Genomic DNA, 14207 nt, shown 5'->3' on the forward strand with positions numbered 1-14207 from the left:
TTCTAATATATTTGTGTTATTATTTACTTAACAGTAAGTAAAGGATCTAAAATGAATTATCCAAAATTTTTCGATAATGTGGAGAAAATTGTAACTTATGACGAACTTGCTCAGTTTTTGGGTGTAAACGATGACGGTATTATTGAGTACACATATCTTGATATCGTAAAAACTTCAGGGCACAGCTGTGCTACGGTTGCGGGAGCGTATCTGAGTGCTCTATACGGTTTAAAAGCCCTGTATAAAGAGACTCTTCCAAGAAGAGGGGAAATTAAAGTCGAAATTAAAAATCAGCCAAGAGAACATAATGCGGGAGTTGTGGGATGTGTGATTTCAAATATAACGGGTGCGACTACGGATTATGGGTTCGGAGGAATCCCTACAGGCAAGTTCAACAGACGCGACCTTCTTTTTTACGGTGCCGATATCGAAACGGATATCAGTTTCACAAGGCTTGATAACGGCAAATCGGTAGGCATAAACTACAGACCTGGTAAAATAGTAAACCCTATGGCGATACTTAAAAGTGCGATCTCTCCTGATGCGAGTGAAGAGGACAAAAAATCTTTTCCTAAAAGATTTCAGGAAATGGTAAAAACTGTTCTTGAAAACGGGGATAAGGTTATCGAAGTTATTGAATATTAAAAACCAGGCTTTTTAACGTGGAATTAGTATATTCCTCAGGATTTGGAATCTGTTTTTGGAATCTGAAAGAGGTATTTGATTCAATCATGTTTATTAATTCCTCTTTTGAAAACGCAGGGGAGTTTATGCACGCCAAAAGTGTAGTGTTTTGGTGTGAAAGTGACGGGAGTTTTTTAATGATTTTGATGTAGTCTTTTGAGGCTATGAAACTCCCTTTTTGGTGTGTGGGCGGGTCTATTATGATTATGTCGTAAGGGGCCTGCTTTTTAAGTTTCGGAAATGCTTTTAGTATGTTATAGGGCCAAAACGATATGTTTTTGATATCAAGCCCGTTTATCTGATGGTTTGCCATTCCCGTGGCAAGGACGGATTTGCTCATATCCACGTTTGCTATATATCCCGCCTCGCCTCTTCTTGCGAATAGTGAAAACCCGCATGTGTAAGCGAAAAGGTTTAGAACTTTTTTATCTTTGGAGATCGATTCTATGAATTTTCTTGAGTTTTTCATATCACCGAAATAGCCGATGTTTTGATTTAGGAAATTGAGTTTAAATTTCATACCGTTTTCAATTGCCGTGTAATTTTCGGGTATTTCTCCGAGAGCAGCAAAGGTTTCGTTGCCGTATCTTCTTTTTACTATTATCGCGTTATGTCTTGATGTTTGGATATATTCTTTGAATAGATCTAAAAGATCTTTTTCATAATTGCTTTCTTCGTAAAACTGTACGAACAGTATTTCGTCTATACTGTCGAGAGTGAGGAATTTAAACTCCTCTTCACCCCTTCCGTGATACAGACGCTTAAACTCTTCGCTTAGGGTGTGGGATTTGATTTTATGCAAAAGGTTTTCAAACATTATTTGAGTCCGAGCGAGATTATTTTGCTTAGTGCCTCTTTTACATCCGTATCGACTCTTTTCCACTCTCCGAGCGCTTTTATTTCGCCAACTTCTTTGTCTTTATCGAGCATAATTACATATCCCGAAGTCGGGTTTGGAGCGGTCGGGACGAAGGCAATGAATCTGTTTTTTTCCTCTTTTGTCAAAAACGCATAGGTTTTGTAGTTCGCAAACATAACTTCAACGACTCCAAGGTAGTTCTTGTCGTTTGAAAACATCTGCATAAGCTCTTTGAAAAAGTTGTAGATGCTTTTAATTACAGGAACTTTGGAGAAAATATTTTCAGTTATGTAAAGAATTATGCTTTTTTGGTTTTTGGTGATTATGTATCCAATGTAAGTAATTAGAAGAACCGTTGCTATTATAAGTCCTATACTGTAGAGTGGATTGTTTATTTTGGCGTAAAAGATCTTGATAAACTGAATAAGAATGCCTGCAATGTATGTCACCACCCAGATCGTAAACACAACCGGCAAGATGGCAAAAACACCTTTTATAAAATAACGCACAAACACTTTCATATATTGCCTTTTTGAAATTGTAACATTTTAGGTAAAATTATATAAAAAAGGCATTTTTATGCAGAGACTTCTCTCTCTTAAAGCATCGGCCGGAAGCGGTAAGACGTTTTCGCTGGCGCTAAGATATCTTGCGCTTCTTTTCAGAGGTGTAAACCCAAGCTCCATTTTGGCTGTGACGTTTACGAATAAAGCGGCGAATGAAATGAAAGAGAGGGTTATAAAGTTTTTGGATCTTTTAAAAGAGGATGAAGAACTTTTAGAAATACTTTGCGGAACCTCCGGGCTTAATGAAAAAGAGATTTTGAAAAAAAGGGAGTTTGTACTTAAAGAGTTTCTTACAAGCGATATACACATAACCACAATAGACGCATTCATACAAAAAGTTTTGCGCAAGTTCGGTTATTACGTCGGGGTTGATGTGGATTTTGATATTAAAAGCGATAATTTAGAAAATATTTTTGAGCTTTTGATTGAGAGTTTGGATAATAAAGAGTTTAATTCGCTTATAGAATTTGCGAAAATCGAAAACAAAAAATCAAAAAGCATAGTCGAGCTTTTTGAGATGCTTTATGAGAAGGAAAAAGAGCTTTCAAAATGGAAAATGGAAAATGGAAAATGGAAAATTAATCAGGTTTTAAAAGAGATTGAAGAGATAAAATCGGAATTTATTTTGGCGACCGAAGAGTGTACGCAGATAAATAATTTTTTTAAAAAAGATCCGTTTGATATGCTCAAAGTCAAAACGATTCCCTCGTTTTTGGAAAACGGAACGCTTGCAAAGGTTAGGGGATTTAAAAAATGCTACGAAGAGTGGATGGATGCCGAATTTGAAAGGCTTATTTCACTTATAAAAGAGCTTTTAACCGCTAAAGAAAGGTATGTTTTAAGCTCGCTTTTTTCACTGTATGAAAAATATAAGCAGATTAAAAACTCCGTTAAATCAAAAGAAAATTACCTTGATTTTAAAGATATTGAGCATAAGGTGTATGAGCTTCTGGTTGAAGACGAACTAAACCGCGACTTTTTGTATTTCAGGCTTGATTCGAGGATTGAGCATATTTTAATAGACGAATTTCAGGATACCTCCGTTACGCAGTGGAAGATATTCGAGCCTCTTGTTGATGAGATAAAAGCGGGTGAGGGAGTTAAAGATTTCAAAAGTTTCTTTTACGTAGGGGATACCAAGCAGGCGATATACCGCTTCAGGGGAGGGAGCAGCGAGCTTTTTGATTATGTGTATGAGCAACTCAAACCTTTTGGGATGGTGCAAAAGGAGCTTCCGAAAAACTACCGCTCCAAAAAGGTGATAGTAGATTACGTAAACAGGCTTTTTAACCTGAATCAGGAAGCGAATGTTGAAGGTGGATATGTTGAGGTAAAAGAGGGCGATTTGTTTGAAGAGCTTGAAAATACGCTTAAGTTTATGTTTGAAAAGGGCGTGAGGGATAAAGATATTGCAGTTTTGGTGTATACGAACGACGATATTTTAAAAGTAGCGGATTTTATTAAAGAAAAATTCAATAAAGACGTGGTAACCGCTACAAGGGCGAAAGTAAAAAACCAGCCTTTTGCAAAGGCTCTTATCGATATTTTAAAATACACTCACGATATGCTTGAGGGTAAAAAAAGTGAAATTTACAAACTGAATTTTTTAACTGTAATCGGCAAACCGTACACTCCCGAGCCTTTTTACGTTCCGGTGAAAAAACCTGCTGAAATGATCAGGGATTTGATGTTTGAGTATGATCTTATAGACGAATCATCCCTTAAACTTCTTGAGCATTCATTGAAATATAAAGATCTTTTCGATTTTGCGGCTGGGATAGACGAGTATGACGAAGAGCTGCCGCTTGGGGAGTTTGACGGTATTACGGTAATGACCGTGCATAAAAGCAAAGGGCTTGAGTTTGAAAACGTAATAGTACTTGAAAAAACAGGGCGTGATAACAACAGAAGCAGTAATTTACTGTTTGATTATGAAGGTATTGAGCTAAAAGATATCAAATACAACATTGCAGGGCGTGAAATACTGGATATGGAGTTTGCCAAAGTTAAGGCAAAAGAAAAAGAGCTTGAATATAAAGACAAAAGAAACGTGGAATATGTGGCGTTTACGAGAGCCGTAAATTCACTGTTTATTCTTAAAAAGGAAAAGTCTTCGTTTGTAACGTCTCTTAAACCTGAAAAAATCGGTGTTTTTGAAGTGGAAGAAAAAGAAGAAACAAAAAAAAGCAAAGAAAAATTTGCGCTAAAGCTCAAACATCACGGACTGCAGGATGTAAAAAAAGAGAATGAATACAAGCCGAACGATTACGGTGCGATTTATTTCGGTCTGGCACTTCATTATGCGTTTGAAATGGAAGAGTTTGATGCGGTGCTTAACAGATACGGGATTTATACCGATGTGAAAAAAGCGTACGGAATGTATGAAAAAACAAAAAAACTAATAGATTTTGAGGGTAGGAAATATAAAGAAATACCTTTTGTTTATAACGGGGAAGAGGGAATTATAGACCTTTTGGTAGAAAGTGAGGATGAAATTGTTATAATTGATTACAAATCAGCAAAGCCGGAAGATGAAAGCTCATATATCACACAGGTGGAACATTATAAAACGGTGGCAAAAGAGCTTAAAAACAAAAAAGTAAAAGGCTATCTTTTATATGTAGATGAGGAAAAGCTAAGGGAGGTTTAGGATGTGTATGCAGACGCTTTACGGATGCTGTCTTATGGACGGGGAAGTGGTAAAAAGTAAAAGTGAAAAGTTAAAAATAAAAAATGAAAAAATGAAAACGGATAAAAAAAATAAAAAGTCTAAAAAAGTAATTCATCAAAGTGAGGTCGGGTTTGAATAAGATACTTGTAAGCGCACTGGAGCCGAGTGCAAACCTGCATTTAAAACAGGTTTTAAATGAGTGTAAAGTGAAAAATGAAAAGTGTAATATTGTTGGTGTATTTGATAAAAGCCTGGGTGAACCCGTAATTGACGGCAATGAATTTAACGTAATGGGATTTTTGGATGTTTTGCCGAAAATAAAGCTTGCCAAAAAGGCCATTAACGAACTTGCCGAGCTTAGCAAAAAGTGCGATAAGGTGCTTTTAATAGACGCGCCGTCTTTTAATCTGAGGCTTGCTAAAAAAATAAAAGAGGTTAACCCGGGTGTTGAAATAATTTATTATATACTGCCGAAAGTATGGGCTTGGAAAAAGGGAAGAATAAAAGACGTAAACAGATATGTGGATAAAAAGGCATATATTTTTCCTTTTGAGCGTGAGATATGGACTGACGGAATATATGTCGGAAATCCTCTTTTGGATGAGATAAAAACTTTCAGGGATGATAAGCTTTATGGGAATATTGCGTTTTTACCCGGAAGCCGTAAGAGTGAGATTAAAAATTTGATGCCTGTATTTAGAGAGCTTATAAAACACTTACCCGGAAATAAAATATTGGCGGTACCTGAAATATATAAAGATAAACTCTCTGAAATTTACGGGGATTTAAGCGGGTTTGAGATTGTATATGATGCTCACGAAGCGCTTTTAAAAAGTGATTTCGCATATATCTGTAGCGGTACGGCCACACTTGAAGCGGCGATTATAGGTACTCCGTTTGTCTTAATGTATAAAGCAAGGGAAATTGAATATATAATAGCTAAAATGTTTGTAAAACTTAATTATGTAGGGCTTGCCAATATAATTTTTGAACGTGAGGGACTTGGTGAATTTCATAAAGAATATCTGCAGGATTTTGATATTGAAAAGCTTATAAATGATTTTAAAAACAGTAGTCTAAAAGAATTTCAAAAAAAATCCGATAAATTAAAAGAGATTTTAAAACACGGAAGTGCGAAAAACGTTTTTAAACTATTAAAATTATAATTTAATATTAATTTGTTTTTAACTTTTGGTTATAATTATTTAAAATAATAAAAGGGGAAGAGATGAGTATCAAAAAACGAAGTATTATTTCGATAATTATCCTGATTTTGAGTATCGGGGGGTTGATTTTTATTAATTTTTACTCACAATCGGCGATTGAAGAGATTAGTTCGAAAGTAACAGATATTGAAAATAAAATAATCACTACCGAAAAGGTTAGGACAGCACATATTAGGTTTGTAGCAAATTTTGAAAAAGCATATCTGCAAAACAAGCCGGCAAAACTAACAACCGATTTTAATAATTGTGCTTTTGGAAAATTTATTAAAAAATATAAGCATGAGTTACCTCCTAAACTTCAACGAGACTTGGAAGAAGTTCTTAAATATCATGAGCATTTGCATAATCTTGTAAAAATTTACAACACCAAATACATAAGAATAGATAGAGACATACATGAAAGAACTTATGAAGCTTTTATGCATAAATATCTTGGACTTTTAGATGTTGCCAATGTGGCAATGGGTTTTAGTAATAAAAATATAGCGACTTCTCCGAAAAAATGTATGGTCGGTAAATATTTAAATAGTTATTCAAAAGAATATTTTGATAAATTAAATCTTCCGGAAGCCGGTAAATTATTTGAATCAATGAAAGCGCCTCATGATAAACTTCATAAATTAGCGGCTGAACTGATGAAACTGCCTGTTTCTCAAAGAGAAGAATTTTATGAAAAGAATATCGTACCTGTTTATAAAAAACTTCAAAAACTTTCAGAAAAATATTTAAATATATTAACCGATGTAGATGACAGAATAAATGCAAAAATCAGCAAAGCAATTATTAATGATACTTTTAGAGATTTACAGTACATTGAAAAATATCTTGATGATATTATCAAATATTACACCACCCTGAAAAAACAACTGATTCATAAAAGACATCAAATAGAAAGAAATGTTTATATTTTAGAAATAATAATGGTTATTCTTGCGATAATCGGTATGGTTTTCGTAATTTGGAATTTTATGACAATAATAAAAAGAATAGAATTTTTAAAAAATAACATTTTAAGTGTAGGACTTGATCTAAGCTATAAAATAAAAACAGATGTGAAAGATGAAATAAGCGAAATTGCTGATGCAGTTAACACTCTTCTTGAAAAAATAAGAGAAACGGTCGTTAATTCTAAGATTATCAGTAATAAAAACGCTCAGACATCGCAGCAGTTAGCGAAAACAGCTCATGATGTAGGTAAAAAAGTAGAAACTGAAAGCGAGCTAATTCAAAATGTCGGCAATGAAGTAGAAAACGTGGCTAATACAATGAATAGCTCTAAAGATTCAGCAATTGAAACGCTAAATGAAATAAAAGAAACACAAAACGAGCTTGAAGAAGCTAATAAAGAGATAGATTTCTTAACACAAAAAATAATAAGCGTATCCGACAAAGAAGCGGAACTTGCGGAAAAAATAAAACACCTTAATGAAAATACGCAAGAAGTCAAAAACGTTCTTAACGTTATTAGGGATATAGCTGATCAGACTAATCTTCTTGCTCTTAATGCTGCAATTGAAGCGGCAAGAGCCGGGGAACACGGAAGAGGTTTTGCGGTGGTTGCGGATGAGGTTAGAAAACTTGCCGAAAAAACACAAAAAAGCCTTGCTGAAATCGACGCTACCATCAATGTAATCGTAATGGCGGTGATGGAAGCGAGCACAAATATGGACGAAAGCGCCAAAAACGTTCTTGAACTTGTTGAAGACGCTTCAAAAGCAAAAGAAGAGATTGATAAAAGTATGGGTAAAATGCTTTCATCAACCAAAAAAGTCGAAGATTTGGTAAATAATTTTGAAGTTTCGGCTAAATCAATTGAAGAAGTTTCGAAAAACCTTGAAGAAGTTAAAAATATTTCTAAAAACAATGCAGAAAATGTTGAAAAAATTATAAAAGCAATTGATTCATTAAATCAAATGATTAAAGAGTTAGACTCACTTTTACAACATTACAAAACATAAAAAACTCTTCTTATTTTCCTCTTTTCCATTTTGATATAATTACTAAAAAATATACATTATAAAGGATAATAATGCATAAGGAACCAATGACTAAATACGGATATGAAAAACTATCTAAAGAGCTTGAGTATTTAAAAACAACAGCAAGACCCGAAGTGGCAAAAGAGATTGACAGCGCGAGAGAACTCGGAGATTTAAAAGAAAACGCTGAATATCACGCCGCTAAAGAAAAACAGTCTCATATAGAAAGAAGAATAGCGGAGCTTAGCGATATCTTAAGTAGAGCCGTAGTGGTGGATCCGAAAGAACATGCACATAACCGTGTAGCATTCGGTAGTACCGTTTATTTAATCGACGTAGATACGGACGAAAAAGAAAAATACACAATCGTAGGAGCTCCCGAGGCAAATCCTGATAAGGGACTAATTTCATATCATTCACCTCTTGCAAAAGCACTTATCGGTAAAGAAGTAGGAGATGAGGTGGAAGTAAATCTTCCGGGTGGTGTGAAAGTATATGAAATAGATAAAATCTGTTATGAAGACATCTGTTTTTCATAGTGAAAAGTTAAATATTTTAAAATAAAAAGTGAAGGTTAAGTATGAAACTTAAAATAAAAAAACTAAATCAAGAAGCTTTAATTCCTGCATATCAGACAAAAGAAGCAGCAGGGTTTGATCTTCATTCGATTGAAGATGTGATTATCAAACCGGGTGAAAGAAAATTGATAGGAACAGGACTTGCGTTTGAGATAGAGTTTGGTTACGAAGTGCAAATCAGACCAAGAAGCGGGTTGGCTTTCAAGCATGGAATTACGGTGTTAAACACACCAGGAACAATTGATAGTGATTATAGGGGTGAAATAAAAGTTCTTTTAATAAATCATTCAAACGAAGCTTTTGAAATTAAAAAGGAAGAGAGAATAGCCCAGGCGGTAATCGCTCCTGTGGTACAGGCTGAAATTATTGAAGTTGAAGAGCTCAGCGATACCGAGCGCGGTGCCGGAGGGTTCGGAAGCACGGGGAAATGAAAAGTTAAAAGTGAAAAATGAAAAGTGAGGTAGAAAAATGATAAAAACAGCGATTGTAGGGGCGAGCGGTTATACGGGGCTGGAGCTTATAAAAATACTGCTTAATCATCCCCATTTTGAAATCAGTGCACTTTTCGGAAGCGAGGGCGGTGAAAGAATAGAAGATATTTATCCGTCTTTAAAAGGTGTGTTTGAAGCCGAAATTCAAAAATCCGATGTTGAAAAAATAGCCAAGTACGATCTTGTTTTTTTAGCGGTTCCGCATAAAACGGCTATGGCTTTGGTAAAAGAGTTATACGGTAAAACTAAAATTGTAGATTTTTCCGCCGATTACAGGCTGAATCAGAAAAATTACGAAGATTTTTATTGTCCTCACATTGACCCCGCCAATCTTGAAAACAGCTCTTACGGTTTGCCTGAAATTTTCAGGGAATATGTAAAAAAATCTAATCTTGTGGCAAACCCTGGATGTTATCCGACAGCTACTATTTTAGGTCTTTATCCTTTTATAGATTATATAGAAAACGGTGTTTTTGTTGATGCCAAAAGCGGAGTTAGCGGCGCTGGAAAAAAACTAAGTGCAACTACGCATTTTGTTAAAGACAACGAAAACTTTTTCGCCTACAATCCTATCAAACACAGACATAGTGTGGAGATTAAAGAAAAAACGGGTCTTGATGTTACGTTTGTGCCGCAATTATTGCCTATTACGAGAGGAATGCAGGTAAGCATATATGCCAAACTTAAAAAAGACATAGAACCCCTTGAAGCGTTAAAAAATATTTATGCAAATGAGGAATTTATCAGAATAGCGGACAAACCAGTTGAGATAAAAAACGTAGCGGGGACGCATTATTGTGATATTTTTGCTGCAAAAAACGGAAATATGCTTTTTATCAACACCGTTATAGATAATTTACTAAGAGGTGCATCTTCACAGGCCGTGGCTAACGCCAATTTGATGTTCGGGTATGATGAAGGGCTTGCTCTTCCTAAAATAGCATATGTACCTTAAAAGTGAAAAGTTAAAGTGAAAAGTGAAAAATTAAAAGTTAAAAATATTGAATTAAAAAATGGAGCAGTAATTATAGCGGATGTTCATTATAGAAAAGGAGACACGGAATTTTTAATTCTTTTGAAAAAATGGATAAAAAATCCTCCTCCTCAGGTGTTTTTGCTTGGTGATATATTTCATCTTCTTTTACCTTTTAAATATCTTGTAAAATATAATAAAGAAGCTGTCGAACTTATAAATATTTTGGCTACAAAGACGGAAGTTTATTATACTCCCGGTAATCATGATTTCAATATTAAAAAAGTATTTCCCGAAGTAACGGTTTTTGATGCTTTTTATGATGAAAAGAAAAATGTTTTTTTAACACATGGAGATTTAACGGACAGTGATTTGTCTTATAAGATTTATGTTAGTGTGATAAGAAATAGAACTTTTAATGTTTTTTTAAATTTTTTCAGTTTAAACTTTTTAAATAATTGGCTTTTTAAAAAAATTCTCCAAAAAAAAATCGATTGTACAAAAATAAAAAATTTTGAAAAAAAAATTAAAGAAAAAACAAAAAAACTCGATTATGATATAATTATTGAAGGTCATTATCATCAAAATGAAATATTACATTTTCATGACAAAACATATATATCTTTACCGGCATTTGTTTGCACTAAAAGCTATATTTTAATACAATTAGATAATAATCCGATTATAAAGGAAATTGATTATGATGGACGATAAAACACTGAAAGTTGGATCAAACGAATTAGAACTTGTTGATTTCAGATTATATAAAAAAGAGCCGAACGGCGGTATTTATGAAGGTGTTTACGGTATAAACGTTGCAAAAGTTAGAGAGATTATAAAAATGCCGGAACTTACCGAACTGCCAGGGAGTGAAGATTATATTGAAGGTATATTTGATTTAAGGGGAGTGGTTGTCCCGGTTGTGGATTTGGCTAAATGGATGGGTATAGAAGTACCTGATGAGAGTGAGGCACCTATTAAAAAAAGAGTAATTATTACGGAGTTTAACAATATACTTATCGGTTTTATCGTTCACGATGCAAAAAGAATAAGACGTATAAGCTGGGCGGATATCGAACCGGCACAATTCGGTGTGGGTCAGGGTAAACTTGACAGAAGCAAAATTACGGGTATAACAAGAATAGAAAACGGAGAAATTTTATTAATACTTGATTTGGAAAGTATTGTAGAGGAGATGGGACTGTTTGAAGCGAATCTTGAAGCGGATTTAGACGCGATTGAAAAATTCAGCGGTATGGTTTTGCTTGTAGATGATTCTGCGACTGCGCGAAGAATTGAAAGAGAAGCTCTTGAAAAAATGGGGTTTGAAGTAATTGAAGCTACAAACGGAGAAGAAGGACTTCAAAAATTAGAAGAATTATACGCTCTTTACGGGGACAATTTAAAAGAAAAACTGAAACTTATATTAAGTGATATAGAAATGCCTAAAATGGACGGTTATCATATGGCTGCAAAGATACATGCCGATAAAAGATTTAAAGACATCCCTCTTGTATTCAGTTCTTCAATTTCAGATGCATTTAGCGATATAAGAGGAAAAGCGGTTGGTGCGGAAGGATATCTTGTAAAATTTGATTCAAATAAATTTTATCAACAGATTGCAGATATTCTTAATAATAAAGACAATAAATAATTCTAAGAAAGGTTGGCTATGGATGAAATTCAAGAGTTATTGGAAGACTTCCTGGTAGAAGCATTTGAAATGATAGAGGAGATGGACCAGGATTTGGTTGAGCTGGAAAATTCTCCCGACGATTTGGATTTACTAAATAAAATATTTAGGGTTGCTCATACAATTAAAGGGAGCGGGAGTTTCTTAAATTTTGATAAATTGACAAGACTTACTCACCATATGGAAGCTGTTCTTGATAAAGCAAGGAAAGGTGAGCTTACGATTACACCTGAAATAATGGATGTTATTTTAGAATCCGTTGACGCAATGAAGGGTATTTTAGAATATATCAGAGACAACGGCGATGATTCGGCACCTGATATTGACATAGAACCAATTGTAGTTAGACTCGATGCTATCGTAAATGGTTCTCAAGCTTCTTCTAAATCCGCTCAAACCGAGAATACGAGTGAAAAAAATGAAGGAGAGAAAAAACCGAAAATAGTCGGTAATATTAACCTTGACGAAATAACACTTGAAAACGCTGATGAAATTGATTTAGATTCACTTTCACCTGAAGAACTTGATGCCGTACTTGAGCATTTGGTTGAACTCAGAAACAAAAAGCCTAAAAAAGTAGGTAATATCAACCTTGACGAAATAACACTTGAAAATGCTGATGAGATTGATTTGGATTCTTTAACTCCTGAAGAAGCTGATGCTGTTCTTGAACATTTGGTTGAATTAAGAAATAAACCGGCTGATAAGACAGAAAACAAGCAAACTGAAGAAAAAGATGAAAAGAAAGACAATGCACAATCTCAGGAAACAAAAAAAGAAGAAAGTAAAAACGAATTAACGCCAGCCAAAAAACAAGAACTGACGAATGAACAAAAGAAAAAAGAAGTAAAAAAAGCTATTTCATCCGTAGCCGAACAGACAATTAGGGTAGATGTAAAAAGATTAGATCAGTTAATGAACCTTATCGGGGAGCTTGTACTTGCCAAAAACAGACTTATTAAAATTTATAACGACGTAGAAGAAAGATACGAAGGTGAAAAGTTCTTAGAAGAGTTAAATCAGGTAGTGTCAAGTATTTCAATAGTAACTACTGATTTACAAATTGCCGTTATGAAAACAAGAATGCTGCCTATTGGTAAAGTATTTAATAAATTCCCACGTTTGGTAAGAGACCTATCACGCGAACTTGGTAAAAAAGTCAGATTGATTATTGAAGGGGAAGATACCGAACTTGATAAATCTATTATCGAAGAAATCGGAGATCCACTTGTTCATATGATCAGAAACTCCGTAGACCACGGTATAGAACCGCCAGAAGAGAGGGTCAAACTCGGAAAACCTGAAGAAGGAACCGTGTGGCTTAGAGCTTACAACGAAGGTAATATGATTGTAATAGAAATTAAAGACGACGGTAGAGGAATGGATCCTGAGGTACTTAAAAGAAAAGCCATCGAAAAAGGTATCATTACCGAAAGCGAAGCGGCTAATATGAGTGATAAAGAAGCGTTTATGCTTATATTTAAACCCGGATTTTCAACCGCCGCTAAAGTTACAAGTGTTTCAGGTCGTGGTGTGGGAATGGACGTTGTTAAAACTAATATCGAGAAATTAAACGGTATTATCGAAGTGGATTCCGCACCTGGTAAAGGTAGTACGTTTAAACTGAAAATTCCTTTAACACTTGCAATTATCCAGGCACTTCTTGTAGCGAGTCAGGAAGATCTTTTTGCAGTTCCTCTTTCAAACGTAATCGAGACGGTGAGAATCGTTGAAGAAGATATATATACCATCGAAGGAAAAAGCGTTCTTAAACTTCGTGAAGAGGTATTGCCGCTTGTAAATATGGCGGATATTTTTGAAATCGAAAAGGTTCTTGAACCTGAAAAATACCTATATGTTGTTATCTTAGGACTTGGAGCTACTAAAATCGGTCTGATTGTAGACAGATTTATAGGTCAGGAAGAAATCGTTATTAAATCGCTCGGTGAATTCTTAAAAGGAATTCCTGGTATTGCGGGTGCAACAATAAGAGGTGACGGTAGGGTTACGCTTATTATTGATGTTGGAAGTTTAATGAGACTTGCTAAAGAGACTCACAATAGAAAAATAGTAACCGAGTCGTTAAAAGAAGCTAAAAAAAATAAAGAAAAACCGGAAGATTATACTGTAATGCTTGTAGACGACAGTGCAATGGACAGAAAAATTATGAGAAACGCTTTGGAAGATTTGGGAGTTAATTTAATAGAAGCAAAAGACGGTGTGGAAGCACTTCAAATGTTAAAAAGCAATGAAGTGGATGCGATGCTTATTGATATAGAAATGCCAAGAATGGACGGTTATACTCTGGCACAGGAAATCAGAAAATACAATAAATACAGAAAGCTTCCTTTAATCGCGGTAACAAGCAGAACTACAAAAGCGGACAGGGTAAGAGGCGTTGAAGTGGGTATGAACGAATATATTACAAAGCCTTATACGGCTGAATATTTGCAAAATGTTGTTAGAAGAAATTTAGGATTATAAGGG

13 protein-coding genes are annotated in these 14207 nt (G+C 34.7%); 11 read left to right on the forward strand and 2 right to left on the reverse strand.

Translation table 11 applies throughout. The annotated features are described in order from the left end of the window. Nucleotides 1-51 precede the first annotated feature (51 nt). Nucleotides 52-645 (forward strand): hypothetical protein, encoded by a 594-nt coding sequence (locus NAMH_RS01735; protein WP_012663837.1) that lies wholly within the window; start codon nt 52-54, stop codon nt 643-645. On the opposite strand, the gene NAMH_RS01740 is transcribed toward NAMH_RS01735, so the two are convergent. Both NAMH_RS01740 and NAMH_RS08925 read right to left on the reverse strand, forming a co-directional pair. Next, nucleotides 632-1501 (reverse strand): class I SAM-dependent methyltransferase, encoded by an 870-nt coding sequence (locus NAMH_RS01740; RefSeq protein ID WP_015902493.1) that lies wholly within the window; start codon nt 1499-1501, stop codon nt 632-634. The genes NAMH_RS01735 and NAMH_RS01740 overlap by 14 nt on opposite strands. Next, entirely contained in the window at nt 1501-2064 is a 564-nt protein-coding gene (locus NAMH_RS08925) for a DUF502 domain-containing protein (protein ID WP_015902691.1), read from the reverse strand. Before NAMH_RS08925 ends, NAMH_RS01740 begins: the two co-directional genes overlap by 1 nt. Nucleotides 2065-2122: 58 nt before the next feature. On the opposite strand from NAMH_RS08925, the gene NAMH_RS01750 reads away from it, so the two are divergent. From NAMH_RS01750 to NAMH_RS01795, 10 genes are all read left to right on the forward strand, one after another. Continuing rightward, nucleotides 2123-4759 (forward strand): RecB-like helicase, encoded by a 2637-nt coding sequence (locus NAMH_RS01750; protein WP_015901728.1) that lies wholly within the window; start codon nt 2123-2125, stop codon nt 4757-4759. A 7-nt stretch (nt 4760-4766) separates the two neighbouring features. Beyond that, nucleotides 4767-4919: a lipid-A-disaccharide synthase gene (locus NAMH_RS01755; protein WP_228368694.1), complete on the forward strand. Its 153-nt coding sequence runs from the start codon at nt 4767-4769 to the stop codon at nt 4917-4919. Beyond that, a complete protein-coding gene (gene lpxB / locus NAMH_RS01760; protein ID WP_015902033.1) occupies nt 4912-5946 on the forward strand; it encodes a lipid-A-disaccharide synthase in 1035 nt (344 codons plus the stop codon). Before NAMH_RS01755 ends, lpxB begins: the two co-directional genes overlap by 8 nt. 62 nt (nt 5947-6008) lie before the next feature. Then, entirely contained in the window at nt 6009-7964 is a 1956-nt protein-coding gene (locus NAMH_RS08930) for a methyl-accepting chemotaxis protein (protein ID WP_012663647.1), read from the forward strand. Between the two features lie 71 nt (nt 7965-8035). Beyond that, nucleotides 8036-8524 carry a transcription elongation factor GreA gene (gene greA, locus NAMH_RS01770; protein WP_015902544.1) on the forward strand — a complete coding sequence of 163 codons (489 nt, stop codon included), beginning with the start codon at nt 8036-8038 and terminating at the stop codon, nt 8522-8524. A 41-nt stretch (nt 8525-8565) separates the two neighbouring features. Next, complete coding sequence (dut, locus tag NAMH_RS01775; RefSeq protein ID WP_012663875.1) at nt 8566-8994, forward strand: dUTP diphosphatase; 429 nt, start codon at nt 8566-8568, stop codon at nt 8992-8994. Between the two features lie 37 nt (nt 8995-9031). Next, complete coding sequence (argC, locus tag NAMH_RS01780) at nt 9032-10009, forward strand: N-acetyl-gamma-glutamyl-phosphate reductase (RefSeq protein ID WP_015902838.1); 978 nt, start codon at nt 9032-9034, stop codon at nt 10007-10009. A 15-nt stretch (nt 10010-10024) separates the two neighbouring features. Next, complete coding sequence (locus NAMH_RS01785; protein WP_015902027.1) at nt 10025-10741, forward strand: UDP-2,3-diacylglucosamine diphosphatase; 717 nt, start codon at nt 10025-10027, stop codon at nt 10739-10741. Continuing rightward, the gene (locus NAMH_RS01790; protein WP_041361491.1) at nt 10728-11681 is read left to right on the forward strand and encodes a chemotaxis protein; all 954 of its coding nucleotides are present in this window, start codon (nt 10728-10730) and stop codon (nt 11679-11681) included. The genes NAMH_RS01785 and NAMH_RS01790 overlap by 14 nt, the downstream gene beginning before the upstream one ends. Nucleotides 11682-11699: 18 nt before the next feature. Continuing rightward, entirely contained in the window at nt 11700-14204 is a 2505-nt protein-coding gene (locus NAMH_RS01795) for a hybrid sensor histidine kinase/response regulator (RefSeq protein ID WP_015902328.1), read from the forward strand. The last annotated feature ends 3 nt before the right edge of the window (nt 14205-14207 follow it).

This window comes from Nautilia profundicola AmH (genome assembly GCF_000021725.1).
In the GTDB taxonomy this organism is placed as follows: domain Bacteria; phylum Campylobacterota; class Campylobacteria; order Campylobacterales; family Nautiliaceae; genus Nautilia; species Nautilia profundicola.